This window comes from Massilia antarctica (assembly GCF_015689335.1).
Lineage (GTDB): Bacteria > Pseudomonadota > Gammaproteobacteria > Burkholderiales > Burkholderiaceae_D > Telluria_A > Telluria_A antarctica.
This window is the reverse complement of sequence record NZ_CP065053.1, coordinates 5,913,841-5,935,701: the sequence shown is the minus strand read 5'-3', so window position 1 is coordinate 5,935,701 and position 21,861 is coordinate 5,913,841. Positions and strand designations below refer to the sequence as shown.

At 64.5% G+C, this 21,861-nt stretch carries 13 protein-coding genes; 7 read left to right on the top strand and 6 right to left on the bottom strand.

The window, feature by feature from the left end:
* Positions 1 to 95: 95 nt before the first annotated feature.
* Positions 96 to 3,191, top strand: a complete 3,096-nt coding sequence (locus IV454_RS26125) for a CHASE domain-containing protein (RefSeq protein ID WP_206088539.1) — start codon at positions 96 to 98, stop codon at positions 3,189 to 3,191.
* A gap of 6 nt (positions 3,192 to 3,197) precedes the next feature.
* On the opposite strand, the gene IV454_RS26120 is transcribed toward IV454_RS26125, so the two are convergent.
* Positions 3,198 to 3,509, bottom strand: a complete 312-nt coding sequence (locus IV454_RS26120; RefSeq protein WP_206088538.1) for a YdhR family protein — start codon at positions 3,507 to 3,509, stop codon at positions 3,198 to 3,200.
* A 351-nt stretch (positions 3,510 to 3,860) separates the two neighbouring features.
* On the opposite strand from IV454_RS26120, the gene IV454_RS26115 reads away from it, so the two are divergent.
* Positions 3,861 to 5,021, top strand: a complete 1,161-nt coding sequence (locus tag IV454_RS26115) for an HD-GYP domain-containing protein (RefSeq protein WP_206088537.1) — start codon at positions 3,861 to 3,863, stop codon at positions 5,019 to 5,021.
* The gene (locus IV454_RS26110; RefSeq protein WP_206088536.1) at positions 5,009 to 9,589 is read left to right on the top strand and encodes a PAS domain S-box protein; all 4,581 of its coding nucleotides are present in this window, start codon (positions 5,009 to 5,011) and stop codon (positions 9,587 to 9,589) included. Before IV454_RS26115 ends, IV454_RS26110 begins: the two co-directional genes overlap by 13 nt.
* Before the next feature lie 159 nt (positions 9,590 to 9,748).
* Here IV454_RS26110 and IV454_RS26105 read toward each other — a convergent pair whose 3' ends face one another.
* On the bottom strand, positions 9,749 to 11,062 hold the full coding sequence (locus IV454_RS26105) for a sigma-54 interaction domain-containing protein (protein WP_206092835.1): 1,314 nt from the start codon (positions 11,060 to 11,062) through the stop codon (positions 9,749 to 9,751).
* Positions 11,063 to 11,274: 212 nt separating this feature from the next.
* Between IV454_RS26105 and IV454_RS26100 the strand changes: the two genes are divergently transcribed.
* From IV454_RS26100 to IV454_RS26085, 4 genes are all read left to right on the top strand, one after another.
* Positions 11,275 to 12,156 (top strand): MBL fold metallo-hydrolase, encoded by an 882-nt coding sequence (locus IV454_RS26100; protein ID WP_206088535.1) that lies wholly within the window; start codon positions 11,275 to 11,277, stop codon positions 12,154 to 12,156.
* Between the two features lie 13 nt (positions 12,157 to 12,169).
* Complete coding sequence (locus IV454_RS26095; RefSeq protein ID WP_206088534.1) at positions 12,170 to 13,840, top strand: bifunctional protein tyrosine phosphatase family protein/NAD(P)/FAD-dependent oxidoreductase; 1,671 nt, start codon at positions 12,170 to 12,172, stop codon at positions 13,838 to 13,840.
* A gap of 10 nt (positions 13,841 to 13,850) precedes the next feature.
* The gene (locus tag IV454_RS26090) at positions 13,851 to 14,648 is read left to right on the top strand and encodes a sulfite exporter TauE/SafE family protein (protein WP_206088533.1); all 798 of its coding nucleotides are present in this window, start codon (positions 13,851 to 13,853) and stop codon (positions 14,646 to 14,648) included.
* Between the two features lie 278 nt (positions 14,649 to 14,926).
* A complete protein-coding gene (locus IV454_RS26085) occupies positions 14,927 to 15,964 on the top strand; it encodes an energy transducer TonB (protein ID WP_206088532.1) in 1,038 nt (345 codons plus the stop codon).
* A 54-nt stretch (positions 15,965 to 16,018) separates the two neighbouring features.
* Here the strand turns inward: IV454_RS26085 and IV454_RS26080 are convergent, their stop codons facing one another.
* From IV454_RS26080 to IV454_RS26065, 4 genes are all read right to left on the bottom strand, one after another.
* Positions 16,019 to 17,674, bottom strand: a complete 1,656-nt coding sequence (locus IV454_RS26080; protein WP_229521844.1) for a chitinase — start codon at positions 17,672 to 17,674, stop codon at positions 16,019 to 16,021.
* 230 nt (positions 17,675 to 17,904) lie between these two features.
* A complete protein-coding gene (locus IV454_RS26075) occupies positions 17,905 to 18,669 on the bottom strand; it encodes a hypothetical protein (RefSeq protein WP_206088531.1) in 765 nt (254 codons plus the stop codon).
* Positions 18,670 to 18,728: 59 nt separating this feature from the next.
* Positions 18,729 to 18,920, bottom strand: a complete 192-nt coding sequence (locus tag IV454_RS26070) for a hypothetical protein (RefSeq protein ID WP_206088530.1) — start codon at positions 18,918 to 18,920, stop codon at positions 18,729 to 18,731.
* Between the two features lie 40 nt (positions 18,921 to 18,960).
* Entirely contained in the window at positions 18,961 to 21,858 is a 2,898-nt protein-coding gene (locus tag IV454_RS26065; RefSeq protein ID WP_206088529.1) for a hypothetical protein, read from the bottom strand.
* Between the last annotated feature and the right edge of the window lie 3 nt (positions 21,859 to 21,861).

The following is a 21,861-nucleotide window of genomic DNA, read 5'->3' as shown; positions in this document are numbered from 1 at the left end:
AACCGAGTCGGCGCCACGTAGGTGTACTGCAACACTTTGCCGTAGAGAATGCCGCGTTTGGTGAATAATAGAGGCTGACCTCTTCGAAGATGCCTATGCCGAACAGCGTTGCCCAGCCTGACGACAAGCGCAGTGGCGGACCGCGTGCCGCCCGCCCGCGCAGTAAATACGCCGCCTTCATTCTGGCGCTATCGATTTTCCTGCTTGCCATGATCGCAACCGGCTTCGCCTGGCACTTCGCGCGCGCCGAACTGCTGGCCAGCCAGGAGGCCGAATTCGCCTTCGAGACGCGCGAGATGGAGCGGCGCCTCGAGCAGCGCATGGCGACCTACGAGCAGGTGCAGCGCGGCACCCAGGCCTTCCTGCTCGGCTCGATGCAGGTCGACAGCAAGGATTTCCGCGCCTATATCGCATCGCTCAAGCTCGACGAAACCTATCCCGGCATCCAGGGAATCGCCCTGGTCGAACTGCTCGCGCCCGCACAGCTCGACGCCCATACCGCCCAACGGCGTCGCGAGAGTCCGGCTTACACTGTCCATCCCCTGGGCGAGCGGCCGGTGTTGTCGGCCATCACCCACATCGAGCCCTTCACCGGGCTGAACCTGCGCGCGCTCGGCTTCGACATGCTGAGCGATCCGGCCCGCCGCGTGGCCATGGAACGCGCGCGCGATACCGGCCGCGCGGCGGCCTCGGGCAAGGTGCGCCTGGTCCAGGAAAATGGCCGCAACGAGCAGGCAGGGCTGGTCATGTACCTGCCCGTGTACCGGCGCGATGCGGCGACCGCGACCGTGGCCGAGCGGCGCCAGCACCTCATCGGCTGGGTCGGCGCGCCGTTCCGCATGGATGACCTGATGGCCGGCCTGGGCGGCGAGCGTTCGGAAGACATCATGCTCTCTATCTACGACGGCAACACGGTTGACGACAGTGCCCGCTTGTTCCGTTCCGCGCGCGAAACCCCCGCCGAGATGCAGCGCCCGGCGCGTTTTTCCACCACTTTGCGCGTGGTGGTCGCCGGGCGGCCGTGGACCTTGCAGATGCGCTCGGCCGCGAAGTTCGAGGCGCGCCTGCAATCGGACCGGCCGCAGTTCATCGCCATCGTCGGTGCGGCCGCCGGGGTTTTGCTGGCGCTGCTGGTCTGGACCCTCGCGTCCGGGCGCGGACGCGCCGTGGCGCTGGCGGCCGACATGACGCAGCAGCTCAGTGCCAGCGAATTTCGCTGGAAATACGCGCTCGAAGGCGCCGGCGACGGCGTCTGGGACTGGAACCGCGGCACCGGCAGTATCGTCCATTCGCGCCGCTGGAAGGAAATGCTCGGTTACGGCGCCGACGAGATCGCGCCTACCAATGCCGCCTTCGAAGCCCTGATCCACGACGAGGACCGCGCGCGCGTGCTCGCCACGCTCAACGCCTACGTCGACAGCACCGATCAATCCTACGAGTGCCAGTTCCGGCTGCGCTGCAAGAATGGCACCTGGCGCTGGATTCGCTCGCGCGGCATGGCGGTCACGCGCGACCTCGATGGGCACCCCTTGCGCACCATCGGCACCCATACCGACATCACCCGCGCCAAGGCCGACGAGCGCACCCTGCTCGAAGCGAATGCGCGCCTGGCGGCCGAGCAGCACCGGGTCAAGGTCATCCTCGACCATTCGCACGATGCGTTCGTCGCGGTCAGCGCGGACGGGCGCATCAGCGACTGGAACGCCAAGGCCGAAGCCATGTTCGGCTGGCCGGCGGCGGCCGCCATCGGGCACGATCTGGCCGAGCTGATTATTCCGCCCGAACTGCGCGATGCGCACAACGCCGGCATCGCGCGCATGGTGGCCAGCGGCGTGGGCACCGTGATCCGTAATGTGTTCGAGGTCAGCGCGCGCCACCGTGACGGCCGGCGCGTGCCGGTGGAACTGGCCATCGCCGGTTTTCCGCAGGCCTCCGGCTTTGTCGTGAGCGCCTTCATGCGCGATGTCTCCGGGCGCAAACAAGCCGAGCAGCTCGAAGTCGAACGCAGCCGCGCGCTGGAAGACGCCCGCCACGCGCTCCAGCATGCACAAAAGCTCGAAGCGGTCGGCAAGCTGACCGGCGGCGTGGCGCACGACTTCAACAACGTGCTGCATGTCATCGGCGGCAATGTGCAACTGCTCCAGCTGAGCAACCGCGACGATGCGCGCCTGCAAAAGCGCCTGAACAGCATGCAGTCGGCGGTCGACCGCGGCGCCAAGCTGGCCTCGCAGCTGCTCGCCTTCGCGCGGCGCCAGCCGCTGCAGCCGGTGGTCGTCAATCCGCTGCAGACCTTGCAGTCCATGGATGAGCTGTTGCAGCGCGCGCTGGGCGAGTCGGTGCGCGTCCGTATCGAGGCCGATGAGGGTTTGTGGAATACCCTGGTCGATCCCGGCCAGTGGGAAAACGTGGTCATGAACCTGGCGATCAATGCGCGCGACGCCATGCCCGGCGGCGGCGTGCTGACTATCGGCCTGTGCAACGAGCGCATCGGCGCGGGGGAAACGGGCGCGCTGCTCGACCTCGCGCCCGGCGACTACATCCGCTTCAGCTTTGCCGATACGGGGCAGGGCATGGACCGCGAGGTCATCGCGCACGCGTTCGAGCCTTTCTTCACCACCAAGCCGGTGGGGCAGGGGACCGGCCTGGGGTTGAGCATGGCGTACGGTTTCGTCAAGCAGAGCGGCGGCCATATCGTGCTCGACAGCGTGGCGGGCATGGGGACCACGGTGGTGATCTACCTGCCGCGCTCGGCCGAGCGCGCCAGCGGCAAGGTTGGCGCGCCCGAGCAGAACGTGGTCGGCGGCGGCGAAACGGTGCTGGTGGTGGAGGACGACGAGGAAGTGCGCGCCACGGCGATGTCGACCCTGAACGAGCTCGGTTATTGCGTGCTGGAAGCGCACGACGGCGCCAGCGCGCTGGCCATGATCCGTGCGGGCGCCTGGATCGACCTGTTGTTTACCGATGTGGTCATGCCGGGGCCGGTGTCGAGCATCGAACTGGTGGCGCTGGCGCAGCAGGCGTTGCCGGGGGTGGCGGTGTTGTACACGTCGGGCTACACGCGCGACGCGCTCACCACGGGCGGCCGGCTCGATGAGGGCGTGCGGCTGCTCGGCAAGCCGTACCGCCGCGCGCAACTGGCCCAGCATGTGCGCGAGGCGCTGGCGGGGCGTATGCCAGCTTCGAACGCATGAAGACTGCTAGTAGGTAAAGACCTTTTGAGCCACGTTGTCGACCATCACGGGGCTGTCGAAGTAGGTGACCGTTGGCTCGGTGCCGTACTTTTCCCGGACGAATGCGCGCCATGCTGGCGTGTACATCGCTTCCGCGTCCGCCTGCGAATTCCACACGTACACGCCGCCCGCCGTGGCGCCATCTTCGGAGAGCAGGTAGTGCTTTTGAAGCAAACCAGGCACGTCTTGATAGGTGGGCGCGGTGCTCAGGAAAATGCTGCGCGCTTCGCCGTGAGTAATTGGCTTGGGCAAGGCGAACCCGGTTATTGCGATAATCATCTGTGACCCCTGTTGTGCTGTATTGCAGCGAAGACTGGCTTCTCTTCAAGCGAATCATGCCAATGTATCATGGACTGCGTCCGGGTTCTTGGGTGAGCAAACGGCAGCCGGCACACATTGCGCAGACACGCGACAGTTTATGCGCAGCCGAACTTGACAGTACGCCTCAGCTTGCTCGTGGCTTGGCAATAGAGCAAATTTTTTTGATGGCCTTCCATGGCGCCAGGCGCAGACCACCAAATATACCTTTCCGATTCTCCGGTGCCGACACCCGCCTGACATACAATGAACTAACGCCTGCCACGTAAAGACTGGGCGCGGTGCACTATTTACCCTTTGCGGAAGCGAGTCATGACGAACGGAACTATCCTGGTCGTCGATGACGAGCCGACCAACCTGGCACTGCTTACCCACCTGCTGCGGCCGGAATTCCTGGTGCGTGCCGCTAACTCCGGCTCAGCCGCATTGCGGGCAGCGGCGAGCGGCCCACGACCGGACTTGATCCTGCTCGATGTGATGATGCCGGATATGGATGGGTATGCCGTTCTTGTCCGCTTGCGCGAGAACCCGGCCACGCGCGATATCCCTGTTGTCTTCCTGACCGCGATGGCCGAGGCGGAAAACGAAGAGCATGGATTGCAGCTCGGCGCGGCGGATTACATCACCAAGCCGATCAAGCCCATCGTGTTGCTGGCCCGGGTGCGTACCCAACTTCTGGCCAAGCAGGCGCGCGACTGGCTGAAAGACAAAAATGCTGCGCTTGAGGCCGAAGTGAGCAGGCGCATGGCCGAAAACGATCTGACCCAGCGCGCCACTATCCGGGCGCTGGCCCATCTTGCGGAAACCCGCGACCCGGAAACAGGCGCGCACATCCTGCGCACCCAAGCCTATGTTCAAAAGTTGGCCGTCACGCTGCGCACCCATCCGCGCTTCTGCGCCACGCTGACCGAGCGCTACATCGACCTGCTGTCGCGCTCGGCGCCGCTGCACGACATCGGCAAAGTAGGGATACCTGACTACATCCTGCTCAAGCCTGGCAAATTGACACCGGACGAATTCTTGATCATGCAAACGCATGCCAGGCTGGGCAGCGATGCGATCGAACATGCCGAGCGCGATCTGGATACGCCGCTTGAATTTCTTTCGGTCGCCAAGCAGATCGCCCACTGGCACCACGAAAAATGGGACGGCAGCGGCTACCCGGACGGTCTGGCTGGCGACGCGATCCCGATTTCCGCGCGCCTGATGGCCGTGGCCGATGTGTTCGACGCGCTGATTTCGCCGCGCGTGTACAAAGTTGCCATGAGCCACGACAGGGCGCGAGACATCATTCAATCCGGGCGCGGCAAGCATTTTGATCCCGACGTCGTCGATGCCTTCCTTGCTGAGTTCAAGGAATTTTCAGACATCGCACGTGGCTGCCGGGATACGGGGGACGCCTTCGCCGGGGATGCGCTCCCGGGCGAACCTCGACGACCCTTGAATCTGTCAGAAATCTCATGCTCGAATTAAAGAAATCGAGCGCATGGGCAAGCTTGAAAATTGTGCTGGCGTACGCATTGTTCGCAGGCATCTGGATTGTTTTTTTTGCCGATGAAGTCCTGGCGCAGCTGTTCCCGGTGGCGTCCGAGCTCGCGCTTGCCCACGTCGTCACTGACGCGGCCTTTGTCGTGGCGACATCGGTGCTGCTTTACGGCCTGATCCGGCGCATGCTGGATCAGGCATTGCTTGCCGCGACGCGCACCATTGAAGCGCAAACCGAGAAGTTGCGCGCGCTGCAGTTACTGGCCGCCATATCAGACAGCTCGGTTGATCCGATTTTCGCCAAGGACCTGGAGGGCCGTTACCTGCTGCACAACCTCGCGGCAGTGCGCTTGACCGGCAAGACTGCCGAGCAGGTGCTCGGACGCGACGATGCCAGTTTGTTTCCAACTGCCCAGGTCGAAGAGTTTCGCGCCAGCGATCGCCAGGTATTGGCAGAAAACAAGGTCATCACGATTGAGCAGCTTCTCGATACGAGCGAAGGCAAGCGTACCTACATAACGACCAAAGGGCCTATCCGGGACGTGAGCGGTAAGGTGATCGGCCTGTTCGGGTACTCCCGGGATATCACCGAACGCAAGCAGGCCGAGGCCGCATTGATCGAAAGTGAGCAACTGTATCGCCGCCTGTTTGTCAACATGATGAATGGGGCCGCCTATTGCCGGATGTTGTACGAAGACGGCCGGCCCAGCGATTTTCTCTATCTGGCGGTGAACGATGCGTTCGAGTTGCAGACCGGCTTGAAGGACGTGGTTGGCAAGAAAATCAGCGAAATCGTTCCGGGAATCCGGGAATCCGACCCGCGCATGTTCGACATTTATGGCAGGGTGGCCAGGACAGGACAGTCGGAGCGCTTTGAAATCCATCTCGATGCCATGCACATGTGGCTGTCGGTGACCGCGTATTGCCCTGCGCCTGATCATTTTGTCGCCTTGTTCGATGTGATCGACGAGCGCAAGAAGTCAGAAGCGAGGATCATGCGCGTCACTGCCCTGTATGCGGCACTGAGCCAGTGCAATGAGGCCATCGTGCGCAGCGCCGACCAGGGCACACTGCTGCACGAGGCTTGCCGCATCATAGTCGAGTCCGGGGGGATGAGGCTGGCCACGATCGCCATGGTGGAGGCCGGCGGCGCGAGGGTAGTGCCGGTCGCAATGCATGGCCCGGAACAGGACTACCTGGATGATCTGCATGTCTCGACGCTGGCTGACGACGAATGCGGACGTGGCCCGACCGGAACCGCGATCCGGAACAATATACCGGTGTGGTGCCAGGATTTTCAGAACGATCCAAGCACGGCGCCGTGGCACGAGAAAGGCGTCAGCGCCGGGTTGGCCGCGTCGGCCGCACTGCCGGTACGACGTCATGGACGTGTCATTGGCGCCTTGACCGTGTACGCAGCCGAAGCGAACGCGTTCGACGCCGATATTCGCAAGCTGTTGATCGACATGGCTGACGATATCAGCTTCGCACTCGACGGCTTTGCTCGCGACGCTGCTCGTGTCGCAACTGAACTTGCGCTGCGCGACAGCGAAGCGCGGTACCGGGAAATGTTCGACAGCAATCCACAACCCATGTGGGTGCATGACCTTGGATCGCTGGCTTTTTTGGCCGTCAATGACGCGGCAGTGGCGCACTACGGCTACAGCAGGGAAGAGTTCCTGAGACTCTCTGTACTGGATATTTGGCCGTCAACGGAGGCAGATCGCCTGCGCGAGTATATATCCGACATGCCTGCCGGCTTGCCACATCCTGGCCTCTGGCAACATCGCCGCAAGGATAGCAGTCTGATCCTGGTTGACATCGTCGTCCACCAGTTTACCTTCCTTGGCCGGCCAGCCCAGCTGGTCCTGGCCAAGGACGTGACCAAACAAATGCAGACAGAGTCGGCGCTGCGGGAATCGAATTCCCTGCTGCGATCGGTCGTGGAAACGGTGCCCGCCCGCATATTCTGGAAGGACCGCGAATCGCGCTATCTTGGTTGCAATACCGAATTTGCCAGCGATGCCGGCTACACCAGCCCTGATGAATTGATCGGCAAGACTGATCTTGAACTGGTGTGGAAGGAACAAGCCGAGGCATTTCGTGCCGATGACCGGGCAGTCATGGACGGTCGCACGACAATGCTGGACTTCGAGGAACGGCAAGCCAGGCCGGACGGCACAACGGTTTGGCTACGCACATCCAAAGCGGCGCTGTTCGACCCGGATAACCAGATCATTGGCGTCTTGGGCATCTACCAGGACATTAGTGCGCGCAAGAAAGAAGGGGAGCAGTTGCGCAAGCTCTCGCTGGCCGTCGAGCAGAGCTCGGAAAGCATCATGATCACCGATCTCGAGGCCCGCATCGAATACGTCAACGATGCCTTTGTGCTGGCTACCGGCTATGCGTCGGATGAAGTGATCGGGAAAAACCCACGGCTGCTTCGATCCGGCAAGACGTCGCCGGGAACGTACGCGGCAATGTGGAGTGCCTTGACCCGTGGAAAGCCGTGGAAGGGCGAGTTCTGGAACCGCAAAAAGGATGGCCGCGAATACGTCGAATTCGCGATTATCAGCCCGCTGTGCCGGTCGGATGGCTCCATCAGTCACTTTGTGGCAGTCAAGGAAGATATCACCGAGAAAAAGCGGCTTGGAATGGAGCTCGACCGTCATCGCTTCCATCTGGAAGAACTGGTGCAACTACGCACCTCGGAGCTGGTCAAGGCCAGGCAGCACGCTGACACCGCGAACCAGGCCAAGAGCGCTTTTCTTGCCAACATGAGCCATGAAATCCGCACGCCGATGAATGCAATCATCGGACTGAGCCACTTGATGCAAAGGGCCGGCGCCACGCCCGTGCAGGCGGCGCGCCTTGACAAGATCGACAGCGCCGGACGGCACCTGCTATCGATCATCAACGACATCCTTGACCTTTCCAAGATCGAGGCCGACCGCGTTCAGCTCGAGTGCACCGATTTTCATCTTTCCGCCGTGCTGGACAATGTGGCCTCGATGATCGGCGAGCCGGCGCGTGCCAAGGGCTTGCGCGTGGAAGTTGACGGTGCCACGGTGCCGCTATGGCTGCGCGGTGACCCCACCCGCGTGCGCCAAGCCTTGCTCAACTATGCCAGCAACGCAGTCAAGTTCACCGACCAGGGCTCAGTGGTCTTGCGCGCGCGCCTGCTGGAAGACAAGGATGGCGTTCTGTTGGTGCGTTTTGAAGTCCAGGACAGCGGCATCGGCATCGCCCCGGAAACCATCGCCAGACTGTTCCAGGCGTTTGAGCAAGCCGACACGTCAACGACGCGAAAATACGGCGGCACCGGACTCGGGCTGGCGATCAGCCGGCGCCTGGCACGCCTGATGGGGGGCGAAGTCGGCGCTGAAAGCACGCTTGGCGCGGGCAGCACGTTCTGGTTCACCGCCCGTCTGCAACGCGGACACGGTGTGATGCCGGTCGCGCCATCCTTTGCCGATCCGTCCGCCGCTGAAACACGCCTGCGTCAGCAGCATGGCGGCGCGCGCATCCTCTTGGCGGAAGACAATGAAATCAATAGCGAGGTCGCACTGGAGCTGCTTCATGCCGTGGATCTGTCGGCCGATATCGCGGTCGATGGCCGTCAGGCGGTGGCAATGGCGCAATCAGCGAACTATGACCTGATCCTGATGGACATCCAGATGCCCTATATGGATGGAGTGGAAGCGACGCGCGCCATTCGCGCACTGCCGGAATGGAAAAATACACCGATCGTCGCGCTGACAGCCGATGCGTTCGACGAAAACCGGCGCGATTGCGAGGAGGCCGGCATGAATGACTTCATCGTCAAGCCAGTGGAACCGGTAGCACTGTATGAGACTCTACTGAAATGGTTGTCTGCCAGCGGCCACAATACGCTGGCCGGCGAGGTGCAGGGCATTGCCCACGCTCAGTCGACCCACTTGCAGCCCCGTCACCCCGATGGCATTCTGGACTCACTTGCTGATTTCGGCGGGCTCGATATTGGCTGCGGCCTGGGCGTATTGGGTGGCGATGCCGCGACGCTGGTGAAGTTGTTGCTGCAGCTAGCCGCCCATCACCACGATGATGCCGGCAAGCTTGAAGCCGAGATGACTGCCGGAGACGACAAGGCAGTGCGGCAGCGCTTGCATACGCTAAAGGGGGCGGCGGGTTCACTGGGCGCCATCGGTTTGCAAGCCGCCGCCGCGGCAGTGGAAAATGCCTTGCGTGCCAGCGATCCTGCAACTGACATGGCCGCGTTGATTGACGATGTGCGCGCCCAGCAGACTGCCCTGGAAAAGGCGCTCAAGTACTTGTCGGTCACGACTGCGGCGGTGGACGACGCCGCAGCGAATCCGGACAAGCTGCGGGCGGTTCTAAACCAAATGGAAGTATTGCTGGCATCCGACGATACGGCCGCAGCCGATGTGTTTGAGGAAAACAAGGCGCTGCTGATCACGTCGCTTGGCCTGGGAGCAAAGCAATTGGAAAGTGACTTGGATGCATTCGATTACATGGGCGCATTGCTTACGCTAAGAAAATTGATTGTCAATGGATGAGCAAACCCGGATGCACGCTCGACCACACGCTGCTTTTGTGGCTCTGGACAATGTAACGCGGACAATTCAGCAAATCACCTTGGCCTCTGGAACATGGCAATCTCCTGGCGCTTGCCACGCAATGTCCGGGCGAACGATCGGCCACACGCGACGGCGCGATTACCCCTTGGCCTGCCGCTTGAGGCGCCGGTACAAGGTGCGCTCGCTGATGCCGAGCGACGCCGCAAGCTCGCTGCGGGTGCCTGCAAACTGGCTCGGCACGTCATCGAATGCGCCGCCGGCGGCCTTCGGCACAGGGCTGGACAGGGCCGGCGCCGCCGGCAGATGCGCGACCCGGATCACGCCATCGTCGGCGAACAGGCTGGCATGGTCGAGCACATTGCGCAGCTCGCGGATATTGCCCGGCCACGCTCGCCGCCGCAGCGCAGCCAGCGCCTCCGGATCGATGCTCAGCGTGCGCATGCCGCCGCCGGCGCGCCGCAGGAAGGAATCGGCCAGCAGGGCGATGTCGTCGGCGCGCTCGCGCAGCGGCGGCAGGCGGATCGGAAACGCATTGATGCGGTAAAACAGGTCTTGCCGGAACTCGCCGCGCGCCACCATCGCATCGAGCGGCTTGTGGGTCGCGGCGATCAGGCGAAAGTTGGCGTGCAAGGTTTCCACGCCGCCCACGCGCCGGTACGTCCCCGTTTCGATCAGGCGCAGCAGCTTGACCTGCATGGCCAGCGGCACGTCGCCGATTTCATCGAGAAAAATGCTGCCGTCCTGCGCCGTCTCCACCAGCCCCGGCTTGCGCACCGCCGCACCCGTGAACGCGCCTTTTTCATGCCCGAACAGTTCGCTTTCGAACAGGGTTTCGCTCAGGCCCGAGCAGTCGACCACCACCAGCGGGCCGCCGGCGCGCGCGCTGGTGGCGTGCACGGCGCGCGCGAACAGTTCCTTGCCGGTCCCCGATTCGCCCAGCAGCAGCACCGGCAGCATCGATGGCGCCACCCGCTGCAACGCCGCCAGCGCCTGGTTGAAGGCGGGCGCGCGGCCGACCAGCCCACCGTCGCTGGGCCGCGCCGACGCGCTGCGCACCGTCGACAGGCGCTCGACGTACGCGGTAATGACGCCGTGTTCATCGAAAATCGGGCGCAATTCGACATCCACATGTTCAGGGCCGCGCGGCGTGTGGTGAATGTGCAGCACCCGGTCCGGCCCGCGCAATTCCTGCGCCTTCTTCATCGGACAATGCTCGCCCGCCTGGTCGCAGGGCAGCTCGTAGTGGTGCGAGACGCGGTAGCACTTCTGGCCGATGAACGGCTTGCCGGTGGCGCCGAACTGGCGCCGGTAGGCGTCATTGGCGGCGAGGATGTTGTAGTCGGGATCGAGCACGATCATCGGCTGCGCCTCGTGATCGAGGAAGGACACCAGCGACTGCACCTGCGCGGACAGCGGCGCGGGCGGCGCCGGGATAGTTGGGTCGATCGGCATCGCGTGGCTCCTGGTCAGATGCGCATGGTGGCGCAGCACTGCCATGACTGTCAAGCGGCACTGCCATGTGGCAGTGCGGTGGCAGGCCGCCGCCATGCTGCGTATAGTATGAATCCATTAACAAATCAAGGACATGGATCAATTTTCCTCGTCGGATCGTAATGGCATGCTTTTTGCGTTATCTCCACTGAGCCACAGGAGACCGCCACATCATGAGTACAGCACCATTCCAGGTCGAGGGTTTCTTCGACACCAGCACCAGCACCGTCAGCTACCTGGTGCTCGACCCCGCTACGCGCCGCTGCGCCCTGATCGACAGCGTGCTCGATTTCGACCAGACATCGGGCCGCACGGCCACCACCCTGGCCGACAAGCTGATCGCCCGCGTGGCCGAACTGGACGCCACGGTCGAGTGGATCCTGGAAACCCACGTCCACGCCGATCACCTGAGCGCCGCGCCCTACCTGCAACAGCGCCTGGGCGGCAAAACCGGCATCGGCCGCCACATCGCCGCCGTGCAGGAAGTGTTCGGCACCTTGCTCAATACCGGCGCCGGCATGGCGCGCGACGGCAGCCAGTTCGATCATCTGTTCGCCGACGGCGACACCTTCCGCATCGGCAGCCTGGAATGCCGCGCGCTGCACACACCAGGCCACACGCCGGCCTGCCTGAGCTACGTGGTCGGCAGCGGCGCGCAGCTGGCCGCCTTCGTGGGCGACACCCTGTTCATGCCCGACTACGGCACCGCGCGCTGCGATTTCCCCGGCGGCGACGCGGCCACCTTGTACCGGTCGATCGGCAAGGTGCTGGCCCTGCCCGACGACACCTTGCTCTACATGTGCCACGACTACCAGCCCGGCGGCAGGGAAGTGCGCTTCGTCAGCACGGTGGCCGAGGAGCGGGCCCACAACGTCCACGTCGGCAACGGCGTCAGCGAAGAAGCCTTCGTGGCCATGCGCACCCGGCGCGACGCCACCCTGGCCATGCCGGCCCTGATCCTGCCCTCGGTCCAGATCAACATGCGTGCCGGGCACTTCCCCGAACCCGAAGCGAACGGCCAGCGCTACCTCAAGATTCCTCTCAACGCGCTGTAAGCGCACAGGAACCATGGCCATTCACGCGCTCACGCCGGCACTGGCAGTGTCGGCCCAGATCCTGCCGGAACAGCTGGAAGAATTGCGCCAGGCCGGCTTTTGCAGCATCATTTGCAACCGTCCCGATGGCGAGGGCGGCGACCAGCCTCTGTTCGCCGAGATCGAGCGGGCTGCGCACGCCGCCGGGCTGACGGCCCACTACCTGCCGGCCGAGTCGGGCAAGGTGACGGACGAGCAGGGCGCCGCCTTCGGTGCCTTGCTCGACCGGCTGCCCAAGCCGGTGCTGGCGTACTGCCGCAGCGGCATGCGTTCGACCACGATGTGGGCGCTGTCGCAGGCCGACCGGATGCCGCTGCCGCAGATCGTCGACGCCGCCCGCAAGGCCGGCTTCAACATGCAGGGCGTGGTGCGGCGCATCGCCAACCACGGCCGCACCCCGCTGGATGTGGCCGAAGCCGAGCATGCGGTGCTCATCATCGGCGGCGGCGCGGCCGGCATTGCGACGGCGGCCAGCCTGCTGGCGCGCGCGCCGCAGCTCGACATCGCTATCGTCGACCCGGCCGATGTGCATTACTACCAGCCCGGCTGGACCCTGGTCGGCGGCGGCGTGTTCGACGCCGCGCGCACGGCCCACACCATGGCCTCGGTCATTCCGCGCGGGGTCAAGTGGATCAAGGCGGCGGTGGCGGCCTTCGAGCCGGAGCGCAACGCCGTCATCCTCGACGGCTGCCGCGTGGTGCGCTACGGCCAACTGGTGGTCTGCCCGGGCTTGAAGCTCGACTGGCACGCCATCGCGGGCCTCTCCGACACCCTCGGCAGCAATGGCGTGACCTCGAACTACCTGTACCACCTGGCGCCGTATACCTGGCAGCTGGTGCGCAGCCTGCGCGCCGGCCAGGCCATCTTTACCCAGCCGCCGGCGCCCATCAAATGCGCTGGCGCGCCGCAGAAGGCCATGTACCTGTCGGCCGACCACTGGAAGCGTGCCGGCTTGCTCGGCAAGGTGCAGGTCGACTTCTGCAGCGCCGCGCCGGCCCTGTTCGGCGTGCCCGACTACGTGCCGGCGCTGATGGAATACGTGAACGGCTACGGCATCGGCCTGCATCTGGGCCACACCCTGACCGCGGTCGACGGCCCGGCACGGCGCGCCACGTTTACCCGCGTGAATGCCGGCGGCGACAAGGAAACCATCACGCGCGCATTCTCGCTGCTGCATGTGGTGCCGCCCCAGGTGGCGCCGGACTTCGTGCGCGTCAGCCCGCTGGCCGACGCGGCCGGCTGGGTCGATGTCGATCCGGCCACCTTGCGCCACAAGCAGTGGGCCAATATCCACGCGCTGGGCGACACCATCAACACCAGCAACGCCAAGACCGTGGCGGCCGCGCGCAAGCAGGCGCCGGTGGTGGCGCACAATGTGCTGGCGGCGCTGGGCCAGCGCGCCGGCGTGGCCCGCTACGACGGCTACGGCGCCTGTCCGCTGACGGTGGAACGGGGCAAGATCGTGCTGGCCGAGTTCAGTTACGGCGGCAAGCTCGCGCCCAGTTTTCCCTCGTGGCTGATCGACGGCACCCGGCCGTCACGGCTGGCGTGGCTGCTCAAGGAACGCATCCTGCCGCCGCTGTACTGGCGCGGCATGCTCAAGGGCCGCGAGTGGCTGGCCAAACCGACCCTGGCCGACTCGTGAGGGTGGCCCGATGAGCACCGTCGCGCTGCTTGGATTTGCGGTCGGCATCGTGCTGGCGCTGACCGGCGCCGGCGGCGGCATCCTGGCCGTGCCGCTGCTGGTGTTCGGGGCGGGCCTCTCGGTGGCCCAGGCCGGTCCCGTCGGCTTGCTGGCGGTGGCCCTGGCGGCCAGCCTGGGCGCCGTCATGGGCCTGCGCAGCGGCACCGTGCGCTACAAGGCGGCGCTGCTGGTGGCGGCGGCCGGGGTGGTGTGCTCGCCGCTGGGACTGTGGCTGGCCCAGCGCATGCCCAACCGCCCGCTGACGGCCGTGTTTGCCGTGGTACTGATGTATGTCGCGGCGCGCGCCTGGCAACGTTCACGCTGCGCCGACGGCACCTTGCCGCAACGCAGCAAGCCGCCGCCGTGCCGGCTCGACCTCGCGCGCGGCAAGCTGAACTGGACGGCACCGTGTGCGCGGGCGCTGTGCTGGTCCGGGCTGGTGGCCGGCGGCTTGTCGGGCCTGTTGGGCGTGGGTGGCGGTTTCGTGATGGTGCCGGCGCTGCAGCGCTTCACCGACCTGGGCACGCAATCGGTGCTGGCGACGTCCTTGGCGGTCATTGCGCTGGTGTCCTTGGCTGGTGTGGCGGCCAGCGCCGCCACCGGCCACCTGGAATGGGCCATCGCCTTGCCGTTCGCGCTGGGGGCGCTGGCCGGGATGGGCGCCGGCCGGCTGGTCGCTGCGCGCCTGCCCGGAGCGCGCCTGCAACAGGGCTTCGCGCTGGTCTCGGCGCTGGTGGCCGTGGCGATGCTGATGCGCGCCCTCGGCTAGCCGTCCGCACCGTGTGGTTGTTTTGCACACAAACGGTGTCATTTTCATAAATACCTTGAGCCTGGCAGTGGTTTCGGATAAATTTCAAACCGGAAATTTCCACATCGACTCTCACTGACAGGTTTGCTATGTACCGAATCCTCAGCGGTGTTGCGCCGGGTCTGCTTTTAAGCGGCTGCGCCACCCAATACCACGGCATGGGATTGACCGGCGGTCACGCCAGCGCCATGCAGGCCCGCGTTCAGCGTGGCGCTCGAACCATCATGGGGAGCGCGGCAATGCTGAGGCTTGGCGCGCTGCTGGCGCTGACTGTCCTGGCATCGGCCGCATCTGGCGCCGAACTGCCTTTGTCCGCCTGCGCGGCCCAGACCTATCCGGCCGAAGCGCTGCGCTACCGGATGGAAGGCGCCACCCGGGTCCAGCTCGGCGCGGACAAGGCGGCGCGGGTGATCGGCGTGATCGGCGAGAGCGGCTACGCCGTGCTCGACCGCGCATCGTTGGCGCTGGCGGCCACTTGCAAACCGGCGCGCGCCAGCGACGACGGCACGCCGTGGGTGATCACGGTGCCGTGGAAGCTGCCGGTGCAGGCGGGTTACCTCCCGGCCCGGCTGGCTGTCGAGCGCTGCACCCGCACGAATAAACTGATCCGCTTCCCCGAGCTGGACGGCCCGCTGCCGAATGTGACCGTGCGCGTGCTGGTATGGACCGATGGCGCGCCGCTCACGCCCAAGATTGAACTGTCGAGCGGCGAGCCGCTGGTGGACAAGCAGGCCATCGACATCGTCGAGAACTGCCGGTTCGATCCGGCCACCCTGGCTGGGGTGGCGGTGGAGGGCGCCATACTGGTGCCGCTGGCATTCGACAGTGCCGGCGTGTCCGACGAGAAGTTGCGCGCGGCGTACAGGCGCCTGAGCGACCCGCTGCTCGGCAAGAAGGAGTACAAGCTGGCGCAGATCCGCTTCGCGTCCGCAACCGCAGCGGCACAGGCGATCGGTGAAATCAAGGGTGGGGCCAGCTTTGCCGAGATTGCCCGCACCCGCGCGAAAAAGCTGAAACAGGCCAAGCCTGAAGGTGAGCTCGGCTGGATGCGCCTGGCCCAGATGGACAAATCCATTGCAGAGGTCATCGAGGCGCACGGCGTGCCCGGTGTGGTACCCGTGCCGGTGCGCGGTGTTGCCGGCGGCTGGCATGTGATCGAAATCCAGCAGACGCGCCCGGCCGAATCGGCGAGCTATGAGCAGCTCAAGGCCGAGCTCAGGCGCAGGCTGATCGAGGAACGGGACATCGTGGTGCAGCAGACGCCGGCGCTGAACTGATGTCGATGGAAGGGCCGCCCGGGAAAGGGCCGCCCGGGCGGCCCTGTCTAGTGCTTACGGCAGCGTTTTCAGGGTCGCCTTGACGGGCGCCGAGAAGTTGTAGCCATCGTGCTTGTCCCAGTTGATCGACCACGTCATCACGCCGCGGAACTCGGGGTAGGCCTTGACCGGTTTGATGGTGCCGCAGTTGAGCAGGCGGGTCAGGCAGGTGAGCGCGTTGTTGACGTCGGTCGTAGTGGTAAAGCCCGAACCGGCCGAACTTCTTCCCGACGGCACGCCAAAGCCCACCTGGTCCGGACGCAAGCCGGCAAAGTTATTGCCGCCGTACGTAAAGCCTTCGATCAGCATTTTCGCGGTGCCCACCAGTTGATCGGTGGAGCCGGCCTTGAGCGCGCCGCTCGCATACGGCGTGTAGATGTCGCCGTTGTTGTAATACTGCGGATGCAGGATCGTCAGTTCGTTACGCAAGGCGTTGATGATCGGGATGTACGCGCCCCAGATCGATCCGTAGCTGGTAAAGCCGCCTTCCACATACACCCATTCCGGCGCCATCGACAGGTAGAAGCCCGCGCCCACCTTGGCCTTGAGGTTCTTGACCGCGACCGGCAGGTAAGTCTGGATCGCCGCGCCTTGGGAGACGCCGTTTTCCAGGTCGAGGTCGATGCCGTCGAAGCCATATTTCACGATGATCGCGTACAGCGAATTGGTGAAGTTGGTCGCTTCGGCGGTCGAGCCGACCGATACCGAACCGTTTTGTCCGCCCAGCGACAGCACCACTTTCTTGCCCTGCGCTTTTTTCGCCTTGATGTCGGCGATGAACTGGGCTTCGCTGCCGGCGCTCGGGTCGAGCGTGAAGCTCACGTTGCCATTGCCCGCGTTGTCCGCGAACGAGACGACGATCACGTCCCAGTCGTTGCTGACCTGGCCGATCGGGTAGGTGTTGCCGCTCGGGTTGGCGAAATTGTGCCAGTAGCCGACCAGCGCGTGCCTGGCAAGACCCGTGGGTGTTGGCGTCGGTGTTGGCGTCGGTGTTGGCGTTGGTGTTGGCGTTGGTGTCGGAGTTGGCGTTGGCGTTGGAGTTGGAGTCGGAGTCGGAGTCGGAGTCGGAGTCGGCGTGGTGCAAGCACCGCCAGCCGCCCACAAGGTTGGTGAATCTTTCGGATTCCAGTTGGTGCCGACGTACGCGGTGTGCGTGACGCGCGCAGTGTACGAGACGCCGAGGTAGCTGACCATCTGACCTGCGGTATAGGTGATGCCTTCGGCCCAGACCGCGCAGCCCGCGGGCGTTGGTGTCGGCGTTGGCGTCGGAGTTGGGGTTGGCGTCGGAGTCGGAGTCGGAGTCGGAGTCGGAGTCGGAGTCGGAGTCGGAGTCGGAGTCGGCGTCGGTGTCGGAGTCGGAGTCGGCGTGGTGCCGCACGAGCCACTCACCGTCCATGGCTTGCCACTTCCAGCGGCCCCGCTGTTGGTCGATGGATTGTCTCCCTGCGTCCAGTAGGCGGCCGTGTAGTTGATTCCCCCGTAGCTGACCGATTTGCCGCCATCGTAGACGGTGGTGCTGTTCCACGGCGTGTAACAGACGCTCGTTGCCGCCATCATCTTGCTTTGGGAAGACTGGGTGCCGGTGGAGGTATTGCCGCTGCCGCCGCCGCACGCGGCCAGCGATCCGCCCAGCACGCTGACGATCAGGCTATTGATGATTGTTCTATTCAATTGAGGCTCCATATCAAATTGTCGGGGCACGTGCGTGCCGGAGATAGCCAGAGCGATCCATGTGCCGCGCGACGTTTCCTTACCCGTACGGCGATGACGGAATCGAACCGCGCGGCGATTCTGATGTTTTATATACAAGATCGCTAGACCAATATAACACCAATATCAGCCGATATGCATACCAAATTGAAGGAAATTAATACCAGCCGTGCAAATGGAATCACCTGTTACTACATCTCCTCGCTCGATGACGACGTGGAATCGCCGCTCGCGCCTCCCGTTGCCGCTGCCTTGACGTTGGCCAGGCTGAGGACAACATTCTGGTTGAAACGGCTTGTCTTTTCGACGTTCCAGTGCGCGATATTCTCGGCATTGCCATCCGCCTGCAATGCCATCCGGGTGACGACCACGTGTACCGCAGTCGGAATCAGGTCCAGGTCTTTTTTCGCGAACGTGACCGAACTGCCATCGTTCCCAGCCCTGCCGTAGATGGCGCGGGCGCTGTACGACATGACCTCGTCGTTCCTCATCATCCCTTCCGCGGCCGACTCGGGCGTGCGGATGAGCCCCTGGTTGAAATAGCCGGTCAAGGGCGCGAGGTTGTTGTCGGCGGCCTTCCCACCGGCCCAGCGGGTGACCAAATGCCCGGCGATAAACGCGTTCTTGAACGTCAGCCCATAGATGGTGTTGAGGGCAATCGCCGCGTCCATCGTGAAGGCCGCCGCGCCCGTCTTGCTGCCTATGCGGCCCGTGACGGTCTTCCCGCCCTGGCCGAGCGTATGCGTTTTTCCTGTCGAGTCCGCAGCGCTGCTGGTCCCGTATGACGTTGGGATGATGCCGGCCGGGCGCGCCCAATCCATGTCCGCCAGGCGCTTCAAGTTTTGCGCAACGTGGTTCAGGATGGCGAGTTCGTCCGCTTCGAGTTTTGTCTTGTTGGGGAGGCCGGACGTTTCCGAAATAGCGACCCCGTTCTTGTAGGCGGCCTGGAAGCGCACGACGTGCGCCGACGCCTCGGCGACTAGTTCCGGCGGTGGCGTGCCCGGGTGTTTTTTTGTCAGCCCGATGAGTGCATTGAGGGCTGGCGCTGCGCGACCATCCGGTCGCTGCCGTCGATGCGCTGCGCCCATGCGTTCATCCGCAGCACGCGAGCGCTGCTGTCGATCTGGGCGGTGGCTGGCGTCGACTCGCGGGTAGCCTGGCCGCCGCCCGCTGCGTTGCCAGACGCATGGCGCGCAGTGGTTTTCATCGGTTTCTCCTGTAAATAGGCACTGGACGGCATGCCGTGCCTACGGCCGCTCGTTGCGCTCCTTGAATTTCGCGCGGAAGTAGAAATACATGCCGATCAGACAGAGCACCAGCACGGCGGGAATCAGGTAGCCGTCCGTCAAAGGTGCCAGGTAGGGATCGAACAGCAGCAAGGCGACCAGCACCAGTATGGCCAGCAGCGCCACGGCCAGCGGCGCCAGGTAGTGTTTGCGCAGCAGCGTGCGCGCCTGGCACGAGCGTGCGTACGTGACCGCCAGCAGCACCAGGATGAGGATCAGCAGATCGAGCGTGAAGCGCAGCGGCCAGCGGTATTCGCAGACCAGCTTGCTGACCGTGCTGTCGGTGCTGCTGGCCTGGCCCGGAGGGTCGCGGAAAAAATCCTGGATACAATCGTCCACCGATTGCGATTCGTTGCAGTGCATGACGCCGGCCACGGCCCGCTTGGGCGGCGCCGTGGCGGTAAATGTTCTGCCCGGCCAAAAACCCACGCCGCCGAAGTTCTGGTTGAAATAGATCAGGTCGTCTTCCAGCTGCTGCCAGCCCTCGCCGTCAAAATTAATGACCGGCACCATCCGGTTCAAGAGGCGCAGCTGATCCATGGCGCTATTCCCGGTCTCGATCTCGCGCCGCAGCAATTGCTTGTTGTGTCCGGTCGGCTCATCGAACAAGACCAGGAAATACGGCAGCTTGCGCACCTGCTCGCGTTGAAAGAACTGGAGGCTCCGTTCGGACAGCGACCTTGGCGCCAGCGCTTCCTTCGGGCGCAGCATGTCGGCCAGCTTGTCGTACTGGTAAATTCCGTGGTTCAGTTCGGCGCGGCGCATCATGATGTTCAAATCGAAATCGTGCTCGTCAAGCACCTTGCGCAGCCGGACCACGAAGGCGTCGAACTGGGCCACCGACTCGGCATCGCGCGGATAGCCGTCAAAATACAGGGTGACGCCATCGCCGCGCACCGGCACCGGCGCCGTGCCGAACGACTGCCATGGCCGAGCCCGGGATGGGAAGTCGGTCATGCGCGCGTCGAGAAAGCGCCAGATGTTGTCCGACAGCCGGGCAAACCGCTGCTCGCGTTCCTTGGTGCCGAGCGTCGACCACGGCCCCCACGCACTGCGCCCAATGACCCAGTCGACCTTGACCCGGTGACGGCGCGCGGCAGTCACGAAGTCGAGCTGCCGGTCCTGCTCACCACCGAACAGCTCGCTGAGCCTGCCGCCGCCGTTTGCCATGATCAGTTCGCCGTTATTGTCGAACGTGACGCCGTAGTAATTGATCCGCGATACCAGGCTGAAATCGATCTGCTGGGCCGCGCCCCCGTGCCAGAACGGCAGAAAGCGGAACACCTTGGTTTTCTGGTCGTCGCTGCAACCACACAGGGTTGACGCCAGGGTGATCGGTGCGGACGGGTCGTACACCGGCGTCTTGCGCCCCACCTGCTCGAACAGGTAGCTGTAGCGCTTGTACAGATCGCCAATCGTATTCAGTTCGCTGTTGCCCGGGTTCTCGCTGGAAAGGGCCCCGTCGATGGCGAGGTCGGGGTCGGCCGGCGCGCAGATATTGGCGTTGCGCAGGGTTTGAAGGCGGGCGCCGAGCGCGGGGTCGGCACTCTGGCCGGAACTGACGGCGGCGATCAGGGACTTCATGTCGTCGTCGCTCATGCGCCCGGACGGCGGCGGGGCCCGGCGCGTCGGCGACACGATCGGCTGGCAACTGCCAATCCCCACGCTGAGACGGTCTTGCAGCGCGCGCGCGAACAGTTGCTGGTGCGGGTACTGCATGCCGACCATCTTTTGCAGCAAGGTGGCCAGGGGTGCCGGCAGCACGGGCCGGTCGGCGATGGCGGCCAGGGTGTCGTCGGTCACGCCGATGCCGTGATCTGTCGTCACCGCATGCTCCTTGAGCAGCGGCAGCAGGGGCGCAGTCTTCTGCCCGGTATCGGCCAGGACCGCCTGCACTTCTTCCTCGAAGTCGGCGTGCGCGATGACGGTGTCCGGTTCGACCAGCGCCTTGAGCGCCTTGACCGTGGCGGCCGAAAACTCACGCTTGCTGGCAATGGTCTTCAGGTCGTCCTCCGTCAACCCGTACCAGTAAGCCTGGCCAACCTTGTCGCCCTCGTTGACCAGTTGCGGCCGGACCACCGCATGGTAGCGCACCAGCACCGGCGGCAGCTTGACCTCGTCGAGCCGGAGCCGGATCGGATACAAGGTGGCGCGGTCGGCTTGCTTGTCGATCCATTGGCCGAATTCGACGCTGAGGACATCGGGGCGCCATTCCTTGTGCGCCGCCAGGCGGTCGGCGAAATGCAGCAGGGCGGCGACCGAATCGTCCGACACGTTCGGCGCGGGATCCATGTTGTAGTAGAACCAGAAGCGCGTGATGAAGGAGAGCGTGATCGGTCCCACCACATTGTCCGACAGGGGCTGGCCGGCTGCGGCATGGGCTTTTGCATACGAGGCGTCGCCCTGGAAGATCAGCTTGAGCGCCTCCTGGATGCGCTTGCGTTTTTTTGTATCGTAACCTTGCAGCACCTCGACCGACAGCAGGCGCGGCCCCGCGACCGTCTTGGCCGGCAGCGGGACCGTCTTGGGCGCCGCCGGCGCGGCAACAGCCGTCTCCTTGGCTGGCGCCGGCGCGGCCGCCGCGGCGCCCTTGGGTGGCACCGGCGTGGGCACCGCAACCGCCGGCGCTGGCGCCGGCACAACCACGATATGCGTTTCCGGCGTCGGCACGGGCAGCGTCACCGCTTCCGGTGGTGCCGGCCTGGCCGCCGCGACAGGCTTGGGCGGTGCCGGCTTGGCCGCCGCCTTGGCCGGCACCGGCACCGGCGCGGCGGCTGCCAGGACCGCCGGTTCGGACAGCGCCAACACGACGCCCAGCGCCGCGCAAGGCAGGAAAGACCACGGTGAGTGTAGGTTCATAGT

Bases quoted from the DNA above. Each gene is read 5' to 3' on its own strand.
- IV454_RS26125 (WP_206088539.1), top strand. From the start codon at position 96: ATGCCGAACAGCGTTGCCCAGCCTGACGACAAGCGCAGTGGCGGACCG.
- IV454_RS26120 (WP_206088538.1), bottom strand. From the start codon at position 3,509: ATGATTATCGCAATAACCGGGTTCGCCTTGCCCAAGCCAATTACTCAC.
- IV454_RS26115 (WP_206088537.1), top strand. From the start codon at position 3,861: ATGACGAACGGAACTATCCTGGTCGTCGATGACGAGCCGACCAACCTG.
- IV454_RS26110 (WP_206088536.1), top strand. From the start codon at position 5,009: ATGCTCGAATTAAAGAAATCGAGCGCATGGGCAAGCTTGAAAATTGTG.
- IV454_RS26105 (WP_206092835.1), bottom strand. From the start codon at position 11,062: ATGCCGATCGACCCAACTATCCCGGCGCCGCCCGCGCCGCTGTCCGCG.
- IV454_RS26100 (WP_206088535.1), top strand. From the start codon at position 11,275: ATGAGTACAGCACCATTCCAGGTCGAGGGTTTCTTCGACACCAGCACC.
- IV454_RS26095 (WP_206088534.1), top strand. From the start codon at position 12,170: ATGGCCATTCACGCGCTCACGCCGGCACTGGCAGTGTCGGCCCAGATC.
- IV454_RS26090 (WP_206088533.1), top strand. From the start codon at position 13,851: ATGAGCACCGTCGCGCTGCTTGGATTTGCGGTCGGCATCGTGCTGGCG.
- IV454_RS26085 (WP_206088532.1), top strand. From the start codon at position 14,927: ATGCTGAGGCTTGGCGCGCTGCTGGCGCTGACTGTCCTGGCATCGGCC.
- IV454_RS26070 (WP_206088530.1), bottom strand. From the start codon at position 18,920: ATGAAAACCACTGCGCGCCATGCGTCTGGCAACGCAGCGGGCGGCGGC.
- IV454_RS26065 (WP_206088529.1), bottom strand. From the start codon at position 21,858: ATGAACCTACACTCACCGTGGTCTTTCCTGCCTTGCGCGGCGCTGGGC.